This window comes from Komagataeibacter diospyri (assembly GCF_043995075.1).
GTDB classification, from domain to species: Bacteria; Pseudomonadota; Alphaproteobacteria; order Acetobacterales; family Acetobacteraceae; genus Komagataeibacter; species Komagataeibacter diospyri.
The window spans coordinates 2,623,649-2,642,765 of record NZ_CP171836.1 but is presented as its reverse complement, the minus strand read 5'-3'; the positions used below and the strand labels follow the sequence as shown (position 1 = coordinate 2,642,765).

Annotated in this window: 20 protein-coding genes; 3 read left to right on the top strand and 17 right to left on the bottom strand. The window is 62.6% G+C overall.

Annotated elements, in window-relative coordinates:
- Positions 1-242: 242 nt before the first annotated feature.
- Genes lnt through ACE2AA_RS12370 form a run of 4 tightly spaced genes read right to left on the bottom strand, consistent with a single transcriptional unit; the run spans position 243 to position 3,620 of the window.
- Complete coding sequence (gene lnt / locus ACE2AA_RS12385; RefSeq protein WP_395369970.1) at positions 243-1,787, bottom strand: apolipoprotein N-acyltransferase; 1,545 nt, start codon at positions 1,785-1,787, stop codon at positions 243-245.
- 36 nt (positions 1,788-1,823) lie between these two features.
- Positions 1,824-2,669: a GNAT family N-acetyltransferase gene (locus ACE2AA_RS12380; protein ID WP_141261711.1), complete on the bottom strand. Its 846-nt coding sequence runs from the start codon at positions 2,667-2,669 to the stop codon at positions 1,824-1,826.
- Positions 2,666-3,157 carry a Fur family transcriptional regulator gene (locus ACE2AA_RS12375; RefSeq protein ID WP_019090652.1) on the bottom strand — a complete coding sequence of 164 codons (492 nt, stop codon included), beginning with the start codon at positions 3,155-3,157 and terminating at the stop codon, positions 2,666-2,668. The genes ACE2AA_RS12380 and ACE2AA_RS12375 overlap by 4 nt, the downstream gene beginning before the upstream one ends.
- A 58-nt stretch (positions 3,158-3,215) precedes the next feature.
- Positions 3,216-3,620, bottom strand: coding sequence for a MucR family transcriptional regulator (locus tag ACE2AA_RS12370; RefSeq protein WP_395369968.1), 405 nt, complete (start codon positions 3,618-3,620; stop codon positions 3,216-3,218).
- A 93-nt stretch (positions 3,621-3,713) separates the two neighbouring features.
- Between ACE2AA_RS12370 and ACE2AA_RS12365 the strand changes: the two genes are divergently transcribed.
- Entirely contained in the window at positions 3,714-3,962 is a 249-nt protein-coding gene (locus ACE2AA_RS12365) for a sulfurtransferase TusA family protein (protein ID WP_141261710.1), read from the top strand.
- Here the strand turns inward: ACE2AA_RS12365 and rimI are convergent.
- From rimI to hrcA, 13 genes are all read right to left on the bottom strand, one after another.
- Entirely contained in the window at positions 3,943-4,377 is a 435-nt protein-coding gene (rimI, locus tag ACE2AA_RS12360) for a ribosomal protein S18-alanine N-acetyltransferase (protein WP_141261709.1), read from the bottom strand. The genes ACE2AA_RS12365 and rimI overlap by 20 nt on opposite strands.
- Positions 4,374-5,087 carry a tRNA (adenosine(37)-N6)-threonylcarbamoyltransferase complex dimerization subunit type 1 TsaB gene (gene tsaB / locus ACE2AA_RS12355; protein WP_141301784.1) on the bottom strand — a complete coding sequence of 238 codons (714 nt, stop codon included), beginning with the start codon at positions 5,085-5,087 and terminating at the stop codon, positions 4,374-4,376. Before tsaB ends, rimI begins: the two co-directional genes overlap by 4 nt.
- Positions 5,088-5,090: 3 nt before the next feature.
- Entirely contained in the window at positions 5,091-5,675 is a 585-nt protein-coding gene (locus ACE2AA_RS12350) for a malonic semialdehyde reductase (RefSeq protein ID WP_395369965.1), read from the bottom strand.
- Between the two features lie 33 nt (positions 5,676-5,708).
- Positions 5,709-6,272, bottom strand: coding sequence for a NifU family protein (locus ACE2AA_RS12345; protein WP_141261706.1), 564 nt, complete (start codon positions 6,270-6,272; stop codon positions 5,709-5,711).
- 116 nt (positions 6,273-6,388) lie between these two features.
- Positions 6,389-7,678, bottom strand: a complete 1,290-nt coding sequence (locus ACE2AA_RS12340) for an ATP-binding protein (protein ID WP_227001078.1) — start codon at positions 7,676-7,678, stop codon at positions 6,389-6,391.
- A gap of 106 nt (positions 7,679-7,784) precedes the next feature.
- The gene (locus ACE2AA_RS12335) at positions 7,785-8,558 is read right to left on the bottom strand and encodes a response regulator (RefSeq protein WP_395369963.1); all 774 of its coding nucleotides are present in this window, start codon (positions 8,556-8,558) and stop codon (positions 7,785-7,787) included.
- 193 nt (positions 8,559-8,751) lie between these two features.
- Entirely contained in the window at positions 8,752-10,149 is a 1,398-nt protein-coding gene (locus ACE2AA_RS12330) for a tetratricopeptide repeat protein (protein ID WP_141261703.1), read from the bottom strand.
- Positions 10,150-10,182: 33 nt separating this feature from the next.
- Positions 10,183-10,953, bottom strand: a complete 771-nt coding sequence (locus tag ACE2AA_RS12325) for a MotA/TolQ/ExbB proton channel family protein (RefSeq protein ID WP_141261702.1) — start codon at positions 10,951-10,953, stop codon at positions 10,183-10,185.
- A gap of 88 nt (positions 10,954-11,041) precedes the next feature.
- Entirely contained in the window at positions 11,042-11,446 is a 405-nt protein-coding gene (locus tag ACE2AA_RS12320; RefSeq protein ID WP_227001065.1) for a hypothetical protein, read from the bottom strand.
- Between the two features lie 164 nt (positions 11,447-11,610).
- A protein-coding gene (gene prfB / locus ACE2AA_RS12315; RefSeq protein ID WP_141261701.1) for a peptide chain release factor 2 occupies positions 11,611-12,742 on the bottom strand; the annotation gives its coding sequence in 2 pieces (ribosomal slippage) (positions 11,611-12,672 and positions 12,674-12,742; 1,131 coding nt in all).
- Positions 12,743-12,807: 65 nt separating this feature from the next.
- Positions 12,808-15,372: a penicillin-binding protein 1A gene (locus ACE2AA_RS12310; RefSeq protein WP_395369961.1), complete on the bottom strand. Its 2,565-nt coding sequence runs from the start codon at positions 15,370-15,372 to the stop codon at positions 12,808-12,810.
- Positions 15,373-15,482: 110 nt separating this feature from the next.
- Positions 15,483-16,370 (bottom strand): aldo/keto reductase, encoded by an 888-nt coding sequence (locus ACE2AA_RS12305; RefSeq protein WP_141301776.1) that lies wholly within the window; start codon positions 16,368-16,370, stop codon positions 15,483-15,485.
- Between the two features lie 116 nt (positions 16,371-16,486).
- Positions 16,487-17,566, bottom strand: coding sequence for a heat-inducible transcriptional repressor HrcA (gene hrcA / locus ACE2AA_RS12300; RefSeq protein WP_141261698.1), 1,080 nt, complete (start codon positions 17,564-17,566; stop codon positions 16,487-16,489).
- A gap of 145 nt (positions 17,567-17,711) precedes the next feature.
- On the opposite strand from hrcA, the gene rph reads away from it, so the two are divergent.
- Both rph and rdgB read left to right on the top strand, forming a co-directional pair.
- Positions 17,712-18,440 (top strand): ribonuclease PH, encoded by a 729-nt coding sequence (gene rph / locus ACE2AA_RS12295; RefSeq protein ID WP_141261697.1) that lies wholly within the window; start codon positions 17,712-17,714, stop codon positions 18,438-18,440.
- The gene (gene rdgB, locus ACE2AA_RS12290; protein WP_141301773.1) at positions 18,437-19,054 is read left to right on the top strand and encodes an RdgB/HAM1 family non-canonical purine NTP pyrophosphatase; all 618 of its coding nucleotides are present in this window, start codon (positions 18,437-18,439) and stop codon (positions 19,052-19,054) included. Before rph ends, rdgB begins: the two co-directional genes overlap by 4 nt.
- Positions 19,055-19,117 lie beyond the last annotated feature (63 nt).

Genomic DNA, 19,117 nt, shown 5'->3' with positions numbered 1-19,117 from the left:
CCCTGCCTGATATTCCCAGACCAACTGGAAATTAAGATACCTCAACCACCCACATGTGAACGTTAAGGTTTTTTAAATCAAGAATGGCTACAATAAATCCGCTATTTATACGAATTTCCAGAGGACGGCGCACAGGCATTACATAAAATAACCTTTGTCATGCATTTGACGGGGATTTAGGAAAATATTCATGTATTTAAAATGCATGAATTAAGATGATCAGATGGGCAGGCCTGTTTTCCCTAGACGACCCTGTCCCGCATAACCCCGCGCCACAGGCCGCCCAGCCCCAGCACGCACGCCAGCAGCAGCGGAACCAGACGCCCATAACGCCCAAAGAACGTACAGGGCAAAGCATCGGGAACGGCATGGACCAGCACGCCCTGCCTGTCCCAGCCCAGCCGTGCCAGTTCATGCCCGCGCCCGTCAAACACGGCCGAAATACCGGTATTGGCGGCACGCGCAACGGGCAGTCCTTCTTCCACTGCGCGCAGACGCACGGCGGCAAGATGCTGCCGGGGGCCGGCGCTGTTACCGTACCAGGCATCATTGGTACTGTTCATAAGCCAGTCCGGCCGGTCGTGGAGATCGGCTACCTGTCCTGAAAAAATCACTTCGTAACAGATCAGCGGCCCCACCGGGGCGATCCCGGGCAGGTGCCATGTCCGCACGCCGGGGCCGGGGGTCATTCCTTCACCCGGCACGACATGGAAGGGCAGGAAGGCCGGCTGATATTCCCCAAAGGGCACCAGATGCGCCTTGTCATACACCATGGTGCCCGCGCCATCGGGCGGCATCAGGGCCACCATGCTGTTGCGCCAGTGGTGGTCGTCCTCCAACCAGCGCACGCTGCCAATAATGCCCGCTGCAGCCCCCTGCCCGGCCCGCATGATCATGGGACGTGCAATATCATCTTCCAGCAGCAGCCCCGGAAACGCCGATTCCGGCCATGCGAACACAACAGACCGCTTATCGCCTGCCTGCCTCAGCCCCTGTTCCACCCCCTGATGGGTCAGGCCAAGGTAACGGCGAAAAATCGCCACGTCCGAATTGCCCGCGATCTTGTCAGTTTCAGGCACATTACCCTGCACCAGCACAATTTCAGGGTTATGGAGATAGGTGTCATGGATGCTGCCGAAGCGTGCCGCACCACAACCAACCCAGACTACCACAAGTGCAAGACACGCCCATCGGCCCACGCGACCATAAAGCGGGACCAGCGCCACGATACAGGTCAGCAGCGTCAGGCCATCCACCCCGATCCATGCGGCAGGCTGGATCATGATATCCCCTGCCAGGCCGGGAAATTCCCAGACACTGCCCGGCGGGTTCCATGGAAAGCCGCTGAACACGTACACGCGCGCCATGTCGGTCAACGTCCACAGTGCCGAAAGCACCATAAGCCGTCCCGTGCCCCGCGGCACCAGTCGACTCAGCCCGGCGGACAGGGCACTTAAGGGGGCAAGGATCAGCGCACAGCCCGGTGACGCCAGCGGCACCAGCCACCAGAAATCATCCGCGCGCAGCAGGATGGCATACATGAGCCAGTACAGGCCCACTGTATAAAGCCCCATTGCAAACATGAAGCCACGCCGCGCGGCCCCACGCCAGCCAGCCGCATTGTCAATCGACAGAGCCAGCAGACAGAAAGCAACCGGCAGCACCAAAACCGCATGCAGCGGCGGAAACGCAAGGGCATATACCCCGCCCGCCAGCAGCATGGCCAGATCCGCCCGCCATCCGTGCAGGCGCGCAAGCTTCATATACAGAGTGTGCAGGGACATCATGGAGCGCCGCAATCCGCTCCCCCGGGCAATGCGGGGCTAGTCCAGTGCGTCACGCAGGCGACGTTCGTAGTGGCGGTAATACTTGTCAGCCAGCAGTTCGCTTTTGACCAGTACCGCGACATCGGTGGTGTTGAACTGTTCATCGATCACGGCGCCATCACCCACATAACCGCCCAGCCGCAGATAACCCTTTATCAGGGGAGGCAGGCGTGCAAGCGAACGCCGGTGGTCCAGCACCTGCGGGTCCGTACGCAGCATCTCCACCCGCCGTTCAGGCAGGGCGCGCACGCGCAGTGCAGGCGGGGCAAGGTGGTTGTGGTACAGATAGGTCAGTTCATCCGACAGCGCATCAGGATTGGTGCCCGGCAGGCTGGCGCAACCAAACAGAACATCAATGCGGTGCAGGAAAATGTAGGACGCAATGCCACGCCACAACAGCTGCATGGCCGCGCGCCCGCGATAGTTCAGGTCCACGCATGACCGCCCTACCTCCAGCAGCCTGCCGGGAAATTCGGTCAGGGGGGAAATGTCATATTCGCTGGACGTATAGAATTTGCCCAGTCGACTGGCCGCATCACCCTGCATCAGGCGATAGGTGCCGACCACGCCCTTGGCGCCAGATGAAATGGCATGGTCAATCACCAGAAGGTGATCGGCATATTCATCGAATTCATCAATGTCACGCTTCAGGCGGGCGGTACGGGAATCGGGCTTCGCCCCCATTTCCTCATAAAACACACGGTAGCGCAGTGCCTGGGCTGCATCGCGTTCCTCATCCGTCGTGGCGATCCGGACACCAAGGTTGCCCCCACGCAATTCAGGAAAGCCGTTGCGTTCAAGGTCCAGAGTAGAAAGGGACTGTATGGTTTTCTCGATACTCAAGGCCGTGACCTGCCTTTCTGCTGCGTTTGCGCCATCTGGCCCGTCTGTTCTTCTGGCACGTCGGGCAGCCTGCGTGCAAACAGTTCCAGCCGATGTGATACCAGTTCGAACCCGAGTTCGGCCGTGATCCTGCGCAGCAGTTCGGCATGATCTGCATGGGTGAATTCCACCACCTGACCGCTTTCCACATCAATCAGATGGTAGTGGTCGCCTTCTTCCGTCGCTTCGTACCGGGCACGACCACCGCCGAAATCCCGCCGTTCCAGAATGCCGTTTTCTTCCAGCAGACGCACGGTACGGTACACCGTGGCAACCGAAATACGCCCGTCCAGCTGGGATGCGCGGCGGTACAGTTCCTCCACATCCGGATGGTCGTGGGCTTCAGACAGGACACGCGCGATCACCCGCCGCTGGCCTGTCATTTTCAGGCCGCGTTCGGTGCACATGCGTTCGATGCGGGTTTGTAGTCCGTTACTGTCTGGTGCCATGTTTACGGGCGTAGCCGATCATGCAGATACCTGTCCACACTACCACACCGTGTGTGGTTCAGTCCTCACGTTTGGTGCCAAGCCCGATCTTGCGCGCAAGCGATGAACGGTGGCTGGCATAATTGGGGGCCACCATGGGATAATCATGGGGCAGGCCCCAGCGTTCCCGATATTCATCGGGCGTCATGTTATAGGCGGTCTTGAGGTGGCGCTTGAGCATCTTGAGCTTCTTCCCGTCCTCAAGGCAGACGATGTAATCGGGAAAAACCGATTTTTTCAGCGGAACGGCCGGCACCGGCTTTTCCGGCACGGGCTCCGCGCGGCCAAGCGAGGCCACGGCTTCGTAAACCCGGTGAATCAGATCGGGAAGGGTTTCCGCATCCAGCTCATTACGGGATACGTATGCCGAAACGATTTCGGCAGCCAGTTCCCGCACTTCAACTTCTGCCGCTGCATCAGCCATTAATCTGATCCTGTCACTCTGGAATAATGATATATCCTATATAAATAATTCCCGACGGACCGCAACAGGTAACAACAAAGGTTTCATGGTAATATGTCTGATATTGATATGGCAGAAATAGATATCACCCATGAAGTATGCCCCATGACTTTCGTACGCACGCGGTTGGCACTTGACAGACTTTCCGCCGGGGAAAAACTGCTTGTCCGGCTGCGTGGCGCAACTCCACTGGACAATGTTTCACGCAGTCTGAAGCTGCTTGGTCATGTTGTGGAAGAAATACAGACAGAAACAGATGGCATGACATATCGGCTGACTGTTCTTAAATGTCCCGCCGCATGACACAGGCATCCATCCCGTCAGGGTAATAGTTACGCCGCACGCCCGCCTGCACAAATCCATTCGTGCGGTACAATGCCATGGCGGGAGCATTATCCATCGCCACTTCCAGAAACAGGGTCCGTGCGCCAGCTTTCCCGGCCTGCCGCATGCCACGCGCCAGCAGGTCACGCCCGATGCCACGCCTCTGCCATGCCGTATCCACGGCAAAAGTCAGGATTTCGGCTTCATCAAACAGGGTGCGGATCATGATGAAGCCGGGCGCATCCCCTGCCGCCATCACAACGGATACACCCGGCATGTCCAGCAGCGCCTGCATGGCCTGCGCATCCCACCTGTGGGTGGCGGGAAATGCCTGTGCATGGATATGGGCCAGCAACGTGGCCTGCGCACCGGCAGGCCGGGGGGGCGGGGTCATGGCGTATTGATGGGGGCCGGTCGCAGGCCAGCCGCGGGCAGTCTGGCCTCCGGCGCATCGACATAGAGTGGCTGGGCTGCGCGGGGCGGCAGGTGGCCACAAAAACGGCGCAGGGCCACCGTGGCGATGTCCACGGGGGCGGGCTGCGTCAATGCGCATATCCGCACGTCTCCACGCGCTGGCATGGCCTGCGCCACATCATCCGCCGCATTCCCTGCCAGCAACACGGGACCCGGCGGCAGTTCAAGTGTCTCAAGCATATGGGCGGACACGCTGCCCGCATCCTTCCCGTCCGCCAGCGTTTCGACAAATACCCGTCCCCGCCGCGCGGTGGTACAGCACAGCGGACGGGCCGCCAGTGGGCGGGCCACGTCATGCAGGGCGTCGGCCATGGCTTCCCCCCCCGTCATGCCCATGACGGCACAACCGCTGCCCGCCGCAAGGCCATGGGCAAACGCCAGCGAAGCCCGCAGTCCCGTAAACGATCCCGGCCCGACCACCACGCCCACCAGTTCGGGCATGGCATGGGTCCAGCCACATTGCGCAAAGAGTTCGGTCGCCAGCAGGGGAAACTGTTCAGCTGCCCCCCGCCCCGTGGCGAACCGGGTCGCCAGAACGGACAACACGCCGTCATCATCCGACACAAGGCAGGCAATCACGGCCCGCGCCTGTGTTCCGGTGGCGCTGCCGTCCATCACCAGAATCCGCATGACCTATACAATCACGCAGGCGTCATCAAAATCGGGCCGCGACGCACGCGGGGTGGGTGGTGGCCCATCCGTATAGCCAAGGCAGACAAGGAAATTGGCCTGCCAGCCTTTCTGCGCCAGGAAGCAGTCTTCCACCATCGCGCCATCGAACCCCGACAGCGGCAGCACGGACAGGCCCAGCGCACGCGCGGCCATGATCAGGTAAGCGCCCTGCAACGTGCCATTACGAAAGGCCGTTTCCTCCGCCAGCCCCACATCAGCCGCGAACCACTGGCGTACGTCCGGGGCTGGGTTGAGTGAATCCATCCGGTCAAAGAACAGTGGGTCATGCGCCACGATCACGGTGACCGGGGCGGTCATCACGCGCTGCACGTTCCCTGCCGACAGGGCCGGGCGCAGGCGTTCACGGCAGCTTTCGGTAGTGATGAACACGAAACGCGCCGGGCAGCAGTTACCCGATGTCGGGCCCAGGCGGACCAGATCATATAACTGCCGCAGCGTATCCTGCCCTACCGGCCGGTCATTCCACGCCACCGGCGTGCGTGCGTTGCGAAACAGAAGATCAAGCCCAGCGTCATCAAGCGCCATGAAACATTCCCAGACTACCCGCAGGCCTGCCGATCAGGCCTCTACCTGCTCTACCGATACCACTTCCGGCACATAATGGCGCAGCATGTTCTCCACCCCGTGCTTGAGCGTCGCGCGCGATGACGGGCAACCCGAACACGCACCCTGCATGGTCAGCCGCACCACACCGTCACGATAGCCCCGGAATACAATGTCCCCGCCATCACCCGCAACGGCGGGGCGCACGCGGGTATCCAGCAGTTCCTTGATCTGCTGCACGATTTCCTCATCCCCCGGCGCGATCAGGTCTTCGACCACCTGCGCATCGCTTTCGACCACGGGCTGTTCCGTCGCCAGGTAATCCGCCAGTACGGCCAGCACCTGCGGACGCAGGTCGTCCCACTGCGTCGTGTCACTGCGGGTCACGGCCACGAAGTCATTGCCGAAAAAGACGCGCGCCACACCGTCCAGATCAAACAGAAGTTCCGCAAGGCGCGAACGCCCGGCCACGGAATCGGGGCTGATGAAATCAGCCGTGGCCCCATTGGCCATGATCTCGCGCCCCGGCAGGAACTTCAGCGTTGCGGGATTTGGGGTATCTTCTGTTTCGATGAACATTGCTCGGTCTTCCAGACATGACGGGAAAGCGGGACATGCAAACGTACTTCCCAAGTCCTGTTATATGATCGACCCGCGTGTAAATCCAACCCCACGCAGGGAAACCTGACCCGCTTTTAACCGGCCGGACGTATCACAGCATTGCGTGGCAGGACAATTTCCGCGCACAGGCCGCCATGCGCCCGGTTGTACAGGTGGAAACGGCCGCCATCGCGCTCCACCTCCCGACTGACAATCGCAAGCCCCAGACCCAGCCCCCCCGTGCTGCGCGAACGCGACCCTTCCACCCGGTAGAAGGGTGTCGTCACGCGTCCGATCTCGGCCTCGGGCAGGCCGGGGCCATCGTCTTCCACCCGTATGCACAGGACTTCAGGCCCCACCGTCAGGCTGACATGGGCGTTGCCACCGTAATTCACCGCATTGTCGATCAGGTTGCCCAGCACGCGCTTGAGCGCCAGCGGGCGCACCACGGCCTGCGCCTGATCCGGTCCGTCATAGGTCACATCGCGGCCCTGGTCGGCGTCATCATCCACCCGCGTTGCAAGGATCGAGGCCACATTGGCCGACCGCGCGGGTTCGGGGTCCTTTTCCCCCGACAGATAGGCCAGCACGCCGGCAATCATCGCCTCCATTTCCGTGACATCGGCCTCGATTTCCTTCTGCGCGTTCGCGTCATCCAGAAATCCCGCCCTCAGCCGCAGGCGGGCCAGCGGCGTGCGCAGGTCATGGGACACGGCGGCCAGCGCCTCGGTCCGGTCGGCGATCAGGCGGTCGATGCGTTCCTGCATCTCATTGATGGCGCGGGCAAGGTATCGGACTTCCCGCGGGCCTTTGTTTTCCAGCGGTACCCACCGGCCCGACCCAACCGTATCGGCCACATCCGCCAGGGCGCGCAGCGGCATGCTCAGCGCACGCACCAGCATGCCTGCCGCCAGCAGCACCGCCCCCGCCAGGATCGCCGCCGAAACAATGCCCCGCCGCATGTGATGGGGCTGCAGGATGGCGGGGGCAAGGAAGCCCATGTAACTGCCATCGGGCAGGCGCAGCGTACCGCGCACGTCCTCCGTCGCCGCGATCGTGCCCGACAGGTTCAGTGCGTCCCCCCGCAGTGCCGTCAGTGATCCCGCCATACGGTCATGCAGCTTGCGCAGTGAGGGGGGTTCCACCTTCATCACCCCCATCTGTGCCGGGGTGCGCCAGTCCACCGTCAGGTCATTGGTGGACAGCATGGCCGCCAGCACCATGCGCTGCGACGTGGGTGTCGCGGCCAGCACGCGGGCGTCGATCACCAGCCGCTCGCCCACCTGTTCCAACTGGGCATCGTCTATGGTGTAGGTCTCGGCTTCTTCATAAAAAACGGAACTGCCGACAAAGACGAGCGCGACCGCAGCCAGCAGCACGAACATGACGCGCCCCACCAGCCCACGTGGCCACAGCGTGATCCGCCGGGGCGCTGGCTCCTGCTCTCGCGGGGGCTGTACGGTCCGGATCGTACTCACTCCCCCGTTCCCGTCAGACCCGCTCCACTTCCGACGTAAAGATGTAACCCATGCCGCGTACGGTGCGGATCAACCCGTCCGAATCCGGTCCCAGCTTGCGCCGCAGGCGGCTGACCAGCACATCCACGCTACGGTCCGACACATCACCCAGCCGCGTGCGCGACAGTTCCAGCAGGCGGTCGCGGCCAATGACACGCTGCGGGTTGTCAAGGAAGCTGGTCAGCAGGTCATGCTCCGCCCCCGAAATCTCGACCGCCGCACCGGACGGGTCCGTCAGTTCACGGCGGCGAAGGTCCAGCGTCCAGCCGGCGAAACGCACGGTTTCCTTGCGCTGGCGACCAGCGCTCGGGGTCGTGACCCCACCGCCCCGACGGCGCAGCACCGCGCGCACGCGGGCAAGCAGTTCCTTCTGGCCAAAGGGCTTGGGCACATAGTCGTCCGCACCCAGTTCCAGCCCCTGCACACGGTCCAGTTCCTCGCCGCGGGCGGATACGATAATGACCGGCACTTCCGTCAACGGCGCCTCGCCCGGCGCCACCGGATCACCCTGTGCGCGCAGGCCACGACACAGGTCCAGTCCGTTGGTGCCCGGCAGCATGACATCCAGAATAATCAGGTCAGCCGCCTGCGCACGCAGCGCGTCCCACATTTCAGGGCCATCCTGCACACCGCGCACGCGGTAGCCATCGCCCTGCAGGGCGCGGACGATCAGGGTGCGCATGCCAGGGTCATCTTCCACCACGAGGATACGGGCGGGCAGATCATCAGTGGCAGGTATCTGTGTCATTCTCTCGGCCATGTTTCGGTTCAGGGACAGTCATGATGCCATTCATGCGACGGCCTCCAGCATATCCAACGCACCGGGCCGGGATAAGACCATCGTTCATATCATAAAATGTCAGTCATGACCGGATACGAAACAAAAACGGGGCACCGGACGAATCCGGCACCCCGTATGACACCCGACCTGCCGGATGAGGTCAGTGCGCGGCGGCGGCAGCTGAATTCAGCTTCAGCACCCAGAACTGGGCAATGTCACGTGCGCCATTGGTGCCTTCCACGCTGTTGAGGGTGGCGATGGCGGCATCTTTCTGCCCTGCTGCGGCCTGCGCCAGGCCAAGGTGCAGGCGCGCGATGTTCACGTCCGACGGTCCCCTGGCAATGCCCTGCTTCATGAGGGCGATGCCCTTGTCGCCCTGGCCGAACAGCACGTAGTTGTAGCCTGCCGTGAGCATGGCGTTGCCGGTGGTGGCCTGTGCTGCCGCCGTATCCAGCCCGGCCTTGCGGTCAGTGACGCTCTGCGTCACCAGCGCCTTCAGCTTTTCCTCACGCGGGGCGCTGGCGTCATGGCCCAGCACGCCGGTGCTGTAACCCTGGTTGATGACATCAAGCGCAAGCTGCGGCAGCCCCGCCTGCATGGCCAGTTCGGTAATGTCCATATATTCGGCCGGAGTCTTGACCAGACCGGATTCCAGACGCACGCGGTCGATATCCAGACGCAGGCCCGGAGCCATGTTCGGGTTGCTCAGGACCGAATGCACCACCTGCGCCCAGTAATCCGGCTTGGGGTAATAGGTGGCCAGCAGCACATAAGTTTTTGTCAGCGCCGCATTGTCCTTCAGCTGCGCCTGACAGGCGGCCAGAAGCTGAAGCTGGTTTTCCGTAGGCTTGCCGCCCGACTTGATGGTGGCGTCGATCTGCGCCTGCTGCACGCGGGCGGCATTGGCGTAATCATGCTGCAGATAATACGCCTGAATCAGGATCGTCAGCATCTGCGGGTTCTTGCCACCCGCCTTGATGTATTTTTCCGTGACCGTGATCGCCGTAGGATAATCCTTGGCGGTGAAGGCCATGCTGCCTTCGGCCAGCGCCATCTGTTCCCTGGTCGCGGCCGGTGTGCGCGGGGATGCGATCAGTGTGTCATAGGCCGAAATCGCGGCGGACACATTACCCGACTGGGCGGCCACGGCGGCACGCATCTGCGCGATGGTGTAGGATTCGTAATCGGACTTGCCCGTCACGGCATCCGCCGCGTCCACATCGGCCATGGCCTGCGGGTATTTCTTGGCGGCAAGGTCGGTCTGGGCCTTCTGCAGCGCCGTGCCGACCTTTTCCCCCAGCTGGTCCGCCGCACTGGCGGCATGGACGGGCAGTACGCCCGCCACCGGCAGCGCCATCATGACCCCGGCCAGCAGGCGCCCGCGCAGCTGGAACAGCGATTTGGATGTGATGTTTTTCAACTGGATGTCCTTCCATGAACGGGTCATGGCCCGATTGATCGGCCAGGGCATCACGATGGACCCACGCGGCCCATCATTCAATCCGCCCCTGACCGATGGCGGCACGGCAGGCCGCATGAAATGCGCCTGCCGTGTCACGACGTGAAATCAGATCATGCGCGGGTAGCGGGCTTATTCAGCGACGTCGTGCGTTTCATGGCGATAGCCGCCCATCAGGATCGACTGCACGTCAGCAGCGAAGTTGCGGACCTCATCCAGCGCGCCCTTGTTGCGACGGACCAGCATGTTGTAGCCCAGAACCGCAGGCACGGCGGTGCCCAGGCCGATGGCTGTCATGATAAGCGATTCACCAACCGGGCCGGCAACCTTGTCGATCGATGCCTGACCTGCAATGCCGATGGCCGTCAGCGCGTGATAGATACCCCAGACGGTCCCGAACAGACCCACGAACGGCGAGGTCGAACCCACGGTGCCGAGGAAGGCCAGGCCACCCTGCAGACGGTTCTGGATGAAATCCACCGAACGCTGGATGGACATGGTGGTCCAGGAATGCAGATCGATGGTTTCCTGCATCGTGCCTTCGTGGTGTTCGGCGGCCTTGATGCCGGTATCGGCAATGTAGCGGAAGGGCGATGCGGTATCGAGCAGTGCCGCGCCCTCCTTGATATCATGGGCAGGCCAGAATTTCGCCTTCACTTCCTTGGCGTCCTTCAGGATGCGCGCCTGCTCAAGGAACTTGGTGATCATGATGTACCATGTCCCGACAGACATCACGACCATGATGATCAGCACGGTACGGGCAATGAAGTCACCATTCGACCACAGCGCGCCCAGGCCATACGGGTTGGAATCGGCAGCCGCCGCAGGGGTGGCGTAGGCAAGGGCGGGCAATGCAGTCAGCAGCGCGGCCGCGATGACTTGATTACGATGCTGTCGGGTCATTTACCTGAAATCCTCTGACGAATAGGGCCATGGGTCTGGCCTGCAACACATTTCATGACTGTTATCTGACCAGTCCGGGAGATGAAAATCAATCCACCTGTATCGATTTCGGAACAATTTCCGGCATGTGGACCCGTCGGTCACGCCCGATGACGGGTGCGGGAATGACGGGAACCACCGGCTGGACCATGACCGGGCGCACAGGCGGGGGCGCAGGTGGTGCGGGCGGCATCGGTTCGGGAATGATCCGCAGCGTCACCGGCGGCAACGGGCGATAGGGTTCGGGAAACATGGGTTTGGCCTTGGGCCGCAACCCATAGGCCAGCATCGACAGGACAACGACATGGACCGCAATGATGACACCCACCACGCGCACGTACGGCGTACGCCGTCGCTGCCTGGCTGCATAATCCAATCCCATGACTTCGTCAGACCACATGCCATTCCCGTCCAGACGCCACCAGCCAGCGCCCTTGCCGGGCCTGCGCGCCATTAATTGCCAGACCATGATTGGGCGTGGTCGGGACGTATGTGTCAAGCACGATATGCAACAGGTGCGGAACAAATTTCCTGTTGTGGAACAATGGTTCCCACCCAGGCATGAAAAACCCCACGACCGGAAGTCGTGGGGCCTGTTCATAAGCGGGCCGTACCGGGTTACTGCGCCTGCGCGCTGGCTTCCGACCGGGTCGCCCCCACGCGGGCGGCAAGGGCGGCGGCCATGAAGTCATCAAGATCACCATCCAGAATGGCGTCCGGATTGGTTTTTTCCACGTTGGTACGCAGGTCCTTCACCAGCTGGTACGGAGCCAGCACGTAGGAACGGATCTGGTGCCCCCAGCCAATATCGGTCTTGTTCGCCTCGGTCTGGGCGGCGGCAGCTTCGCGTTTCTGCAGTTCCTGCTCGTACATGCGCGCCTTCAGCATGGTCATGGCCGTGGCGCGGTTGCGGTGCTGGGAACGGTCGGTCTGGCAGGCCACCACGATCCCGGTGGGGATGTGGGTGATGCGGATGGCCGATTCCGTCTTGTTGACGTGCTGGCCGCCCGCACCCGATGCACGGAACGTATCCACGCGCAGGTCGGCTTCGTTGATCTCGATCTCGATCGAATCATCGACCACCGGATAGACCCACACGGATGCAAACGACGTCTGCCGCCGTGCCGCCGCATCAAACGGCGAGATACGGACAAGGCGATGCACCCCCGCCTCGGTCTTCAGCCAGCCATAGGCATTCGGACCGCTGACCTGGATGGTGGCGGACTTGATCCCGGCCTGTTCGCCTTCCGAGCTTTCCATCATGGTCACCTTGTAACCATGCTGTTCAGCCCAGCGGGTGTACATGCGCAGCAGCATTTCGGCCCAGTCCTGCGCTTCCGTCCCGCCTGCGCCGGCGTTGACTTCAAGGTAGCAGTCATTGCTGTCCGCCTCCCCCGAAAGCAGGCTTTCCGTCTCTCGCCGTTTGGCTTCTTCCGCAAGGGCGCGCAGGCTGGCCAGCGCTTCGGCCACGACAGCCGAATCGCCTTCCATTTCCGCCAGTTCCGCCAGTTCGATCGTATCGTTTACATCAGCTTCAAGCTTCTGCACGCCCTCGATCTGGTTGGCCAGCAGCGTACGCTCGCGCATGAGCTTCTGGGCGGCTTCGGAATCATTCCACAACTCGGGGTCTTCGGCCCGGTTGTTCAGCTCCGCCAGGCGGTCGATTGCGACATCCCAGTCAAAGATGCCTCCTCAGCAGTGCCACCGACTGCTTGATCTGGTCGTTCAGGGCCTCTGTCTCGGCAGACATGGGCTTGCTCCTCGCTCAACGGTAAACAATGCAGGCATGCACGCGGGCACCCGGCATAACGGGCGTCAATACAGGCCGCCCATGCCAATGTCACCCCCGGAAGGCTGCGATGCGGCGGGACCGGACGGCGCCACGGGATGACCTGCGGATGTGCTGCCATCCCCCGCCACTGCCGGATTACCGGGCATGGTGGCCATATCGGTTTCGGAATCAGGCATGTTTTCAGCACCGGTATCCGCTGCTGTCAGCGCCATGCCCGAACCCGCGCCAAGATCAACACTGACGCCCGGTACCTGTCCGGGCTTGAAGGCGTCAATCGCCATGCCCATCCCTGTATCGTAACGGGCCAGCTGCACCCCATCGGGCACGCGGAAATCAAGGCGCGGGCGGGTGGCGAGCGCCGCCTTCATCACCTGGTTCCAGATCGGGCCGGCGATCACGCCCCCGGTCTCGTTCCTGCCCAGCGACTGCGGGGTGTCGAACCCGATCCACACCACCGTCACCAGATCGGGGGAAAAGCCCGCGAACCATGCGTCATTGAAGTCCTGGCTGGTGCCGGTCTTGCCCGCGATGGGCCGGTCAATGCCCGCCCTCGCGCGCACGCCGGTGCCGCGGCGCACCACATCCTGCATCATCGCCACGATCTGGCTGGCGGATGTGGCCGATACCACCTGTGGGCGGGTATCCTCCATCTGCGGGCCATCGGCGGCCATGCTGCCAGCCTTCCACGTCATGCCATCGGGGCGCCATACGACGTTGCCGTTGCGGTCCTTGATATCGTCAATCAGGGTAGGCGTGACCAGCCTGCCGCCATTGGCGATGGTGGCATAGGCGGCGGCTTCGCGCATGACGGTGGTTTCCACCGCACCCAGCGCCGCGGGCAACACCAGCGGCATGGAATGGACAAGGCCAAGTTTCTGGGCAAGGTCCGCCACCGGCTTCATGCCGATCTGGGCGGCAAGGCGGATGGTAACAAGGTTGCGCGATTCCCGCAGCGCGTCATGCAGCGTGGTCGGCCCCCAGAAATCCTTTTCATAATTGTTGGGATGCCATTCGCCATAGCTGACGGGGGAATCATCGAATTTCTGCGAAGGGGAAATCCCCTGCTCCATCGCCGCCAGATAGACGAAGGGCTTGAACGACGATCCCGGCTGCCGCGCCGCCTGCGTTGCGCGGTTGAACTGCGATTCCCTGAACGACCAGCCGCCCACCATGGCCATGACGCGCCCGGTATGCACATCCACCGTGGCCAGCGCCCCTTCCACGCGCGGCACCTGCCGCACGGCAACGCCGCCGCCATCGGCCTGTTGTTCGATCAGGATCACGTCACCCACCTGCAATCCCTTGCCGGTGCGCATCCATGTCCGGTCGCGCGCCAGCAGTTCACCGGTATGGGGAATGACGGGATCACGTCCTTCCAGCCAGCCCACGCGCCCGGTGGCGGGCGACAGCACGACCGCGACCCGCCACTGTTCCAGCATGGCGGCAGGTGCCGTGACATGGGCCAGCGCATTGGCCCAGTCCCCGCCTGCGTCGGCTGCATCGATATGCGTGAACGCGCCACGCCAGCCGCCATGCGCGCGGTCATAGCGCAGCAGCCCGTCGCGCAGCGCGGTGGTGGCCATCTGCTGCAGATGGGAATCAAGCGAGGTATGGACCGACAGCCCACCTTCCATGGTGGTGCCGATGCCGTAGCGTTCGATCAGTTCACGACGCACCTCCTCGGCAAACCATTCGGAACCGGGAACGGGGCCGGGGCGGGTGAAGTTGGCGGGCACCAGCGGCTCCTGCTGGGCCGCGCGCGCTTCTTCCGGCGTTATGACCTTCAGGTCCGCCATGCGGTCCAGCACCCAGTTGCGCCGGTTGGTCGCCGCCTGTACGAAACGGTGGGGGTTGTAGTTGGTGGGCGATTTGGGCAGCGCGCCAAGGAAGGCGGCCTCGGCATTGTCCAGCTGGTCCAGCGGCTTGTTGAAATAGGTCTGGGCGGCGGCCCCGATACCGTAAGCCCCTTCGCCAAGATAGATTTCGTTCAGATAGATCTCAAGGATCTGTTCCTTGCTAAGCGTCTGCTCCAGCCGCATGGCCAGCAGCGCTTCCTTGATCTTGCGGTCGATGGAGACCGCATTCGACCCCAGCAGCATGATGCGTGCGACCTGCTGCGTGATGGTGGATGCCCCGATGGGACGGTGCTTCGTCCCGTGCATCATCATGTCGGTCAGGCCCGCGCGCAGGATGGCCATCGGATCGACACCGCCATGGGTGAAGAATTTCTGGTCTTCCGCCGCAAGGAAGGCATCGCGTACGCGTTCGGGTATGGCGCTGTAGGGCACGAATATGCGCCGTTCCGCCGCCAGTTCCGCCATGACCTGATCATCGCCCGAATACAGGCGGCTCATGACCGGAGGCTGATAGGTGCGCAGGCCGTCAACCGTGGGCAGGCCCTCGCTCAGACGTTCATATTCCCCCCATGCCAGAAGGGCCGCCCCACCGCCACCAAGCAGCAGGACGGCAAGCGTGATGCCTGCAAGCCAGCGCACCATACGGTAACGTGGGCGGCGCGGGCCGCCGGCATCGGGGCGTGTGGGTCCATCAATCCGGCCATCGCGGCCTGATCCGTCAGCAAGCGTCATCCGGTATCCAATAAGGAAAGAAAGGGGCCGTTCTGTGTCGAGGCCCCTGTCTAGCATTGTCCGCCGCCGCCGTCGCCCCCGATCCGCCAGACCGGGGGCCTGCCGATCCCTTATGCGCTGTTACGGCTGGCCCATTCCGCGCGTCCGTCATTATCAAGCTGCTGGAATTCCTCATGGCTCAGTTCAATGGCGGCGGCCGCCGCATTATCGGCCAGATGGTCGGGGCTGCTGGTGCCGGGAATGGGCAGCATGACCGGCGCACGGCGCAGCAGCCAGGCCAGCGCGACCTGTCCGGGCTGCACGCCTTTTTCACTGGCCAGACGGGTCAGCAGCGTGTCCCCTTTCGTCAGGCTGCCCGCCGCCAGCGGCGCCCATGGGATGAAGCCTATATTTTCCTTTGTGCAGTAATCCAGCACGTCTTCCGAATAGCGGTTGACGAGGTTGAAGCGGTTCTGGACGGTGGCGACGGGAAAATACAGCCGTGCGCGCTCGATCATCTCCACCGTCACTTCCGACAGACCGACATGGCGGATCAGCCCCTGCGCGCGCATGGCCGCAATCGCCTCGAACTGCCGTTCGGGCGTGCAGTCCGGCCCCACGCGGTGCAGCTGCCACAGGTCAATGCGTTCGACCCCCAGCCTGCGCATGCTCATCAACACGCACTGGCGCAGGTAATCGGGATTGCCCACCGGCTTCCATATGTCGGGACCATGGCGCGTATGCCCGCCCTTGGTGGCGATAATGGTGTCCGTGTAGGGATGCAGCGCCTCGCGGATCAGGTCTTCGCTGACAAACGGGCCATAAGCATCCGCCGTATCGACGAAGTTTATGCCCAGTTCCGGCAGACGGCGCAGCGTGGCGAGTGCCGCAGCCCGATCGGCGGGTTCTCCCCATATGCCCTTGCCCGTAATGCGCATGGCCCCGAAGCCAAGCCGTGTGACCTCCAGGTCACCACCAATCATGAATGATCCGGACTGCCTTGCATCGGGTGTAAACATGCCATTTTCCTTACGCTGTGCGGGCACGCCGTGATCACTGTGGTCAGGACGTGCGGTTGCTGTCTGCCAGGCATAAGGCCACCCGCGCGAGTCCGGTTGCATGAAACCCCCGCAGTTCAGCCCAGCATGCGCCCGATCACCCGCGCCGTGTAATCCACCACGGGAATGATGCGGGCGTAATTGATGCGCGTCGGCCCGATCACGCCAATCGCGCCCACGATGCGGTTGGAATCCGTGCGGGCCGGGGCGACGACCACCGACATTCCCGCCATGCCGAACAACCCGCTTTCGGCACCGATGAAAATCCGCACCCCTTCGGATTCGCGTGCAAGGTCCAGCAGGCGCAGCATGGTTTCCTGTGTCTCCAGCCGCTCGAACAGCATCTGGATGGTGGTCAGGCGCTCGATTTCCGTTACATCGGCCAGCAGACGCCCCTGCCCGCGTATGAACAGGGTACCGCCGCGTTCATCGGCATCACTCCATGTCGCCAGCCCGCTTTCCACCACTTCAGCCGTCAGATGGTCCAGTTCGTTGCGGTTGGCGGTCATGTCGGTGCTGACCGTCTCACGCAGGCGATCCAGCGTCTGGCCCGACAGATGGGCGTTGAGGTAATTTCCTGCCTCCACCAGCGCCGAGGGCGGCAGGCCGGGCGGCGTCTCGATCACACGGTTTTCCACCTGCCCGTCCGCACTGACCAGAATAACCAGCGCGCGCCCCGGACCAAGGGCCACGAATTCAATATGCTTGATGGTGGTGCCATCGCTCTTGGGCGCCATGACCAGACCTGCCGCGGATGACAGGCCCGACAGCATGGACGACGCCTTGGCCAGCATGTCCTCAAGCGAACGACCCTTGACGTCCAGCATCCCCTCGATGCTTTCACGTTCTTCCTCGCTCAGGCTGCCAAACTGCAGCAGCCCATCGACAAACAGCCGCACGCCCTTTTCCGTAGGCAGCCGTCCTGCCGAGGCATGCGGCGAAAACAGCAGCCCGGCATCGGTCAGGTCCGCCATCACATTGCGAATCGTGGCAGGCGACAGCGACAGCGGCAGGCGCTGCGACAGGGTGCGCGACCCCATCGGCTCACCCGTTTCGACATACTGCTCCACGATTTCGCGCAGGATCGCGGCAGAACGCGCATCAAGCCCGGACAGCAGGGCTGGCTGCGATACCTGTGGTCGGTTTTCCATCGCCATGCCTCCTGTGTTGCACGTATCCATTCCATGCGGACCATCCGCATCCCCATCCTAGCAGATCCTGCCATGTCCTGCCCACGCGGGACTGGAAATAGGAACGGGTTGCAGGCTATGCCGCCCCATCACCTTGCGGAGTTTTACGCCCATGCGCCCATCCGGCCGTGCCATAGACGCCCTGCGTCCCGTCTTCATCCAGCCCGGCTTCGCCCACCATGCCGAAGGGTCCGCCCTGATCCGCATGGGCGGGACCGAAGTCCTGTGCGCCGCCACGATCGAAACCCGCGTGCCTTCCTTCCTGCGCGGCAAGGGACAGGGGTGGGTCACGGCGGAATACGGCATGCTGCCGCGCGCCACCCACAACCGGGGCCAGCGCGAAGCCGCAAAAGGCAAGCAGACCGGTCGCACACAGGAAATCCAGCGCCTGATCGCCCGCGCCCTGCGCGCGGTGGTGGACCTAAAGGCGCTGGGCGAAATCTCGGTCACTGTGGATTGCGACGTGCTGAACGCCGATGGCGGCACGCGCTGCGCCGCCATTACCGGGGCGTGGGTCGCACTGCGCCTGGCACTGGAAAAACTGGTGCGCAACGGCACTTTGCCCGCCCTGCCGATCAAGGGACAGGTCGCGGCCATATCCTGCGGGCTGACGGATGACGGCCCGGTTCTGGACCTGGACTACAGGGAAGACAGCACGGCCAGCGCCGACGCCAATTTCGTCCTGACCGCCGATGGCGGGATTGTGGAAATTCAGGGCACGGCGGAAAAGGATCCCTTTACCGAAGCCCAGTTCAACACCCTCATGCGGCTGGCCCGTACCGGCACGGCTGAACTGTTCCGTATCCAGACCGCTATTGTGGAAGAGGCACTAAAGGCATGAATACAACCCCTACCCGCCTGAACCGTGGCGACACGCTGGTACTGGCGACGCATAACCGGGGCAAGATCGCGGAATTCGCGGCACTGCTGGCAGGATACGGCATCCGTGTCGTCTCGGCTGGTGATCTGTCGCTGCCTGAACCGGAGGAAACCGCCGACAGTTTTACCGGCAATGCCGCCATCAAGGCCATAGCTGCGGCAGAAGCCGCCAACCTGCCCGCGCTGGCCGATGATTCGGGTTTCTGTGTTGCGGCTCTGGATGGCGCGCCGGGCGTCTTTTCCGCCCGCTGGGCTGGTCCGGAAAAGAATTACCCCGACGCCATGCGCCGCATCCATGACCAGATGGGCGATACCCCCGACCGCAGCGCGTGGTTCATTTCCGTCCTGTGTCTTGCATGGCCTGACGGGCGGACCGAAACCTTTGAAGGGCGCATTGACGGGCATGTCATCTGGCCGCCGCATGGCGAAAACGGTCACGGCTATGATCCCATCTTCGCCCCCGGCAGCGGCACCCGCAGCTTTGCGGACATGAGCGATGTGGAAAAGAACACCATCAGTCACCGCGCACTGGCTTTCGCGCTATTCCGTGACACCTGCCTGCCCGCGACAGCATAAGAGAAAAAGTTTTTGGTGAAGCTTTTTCAAAAAGCTTTGAAAACGCCGCATTTTTGAAAAAAC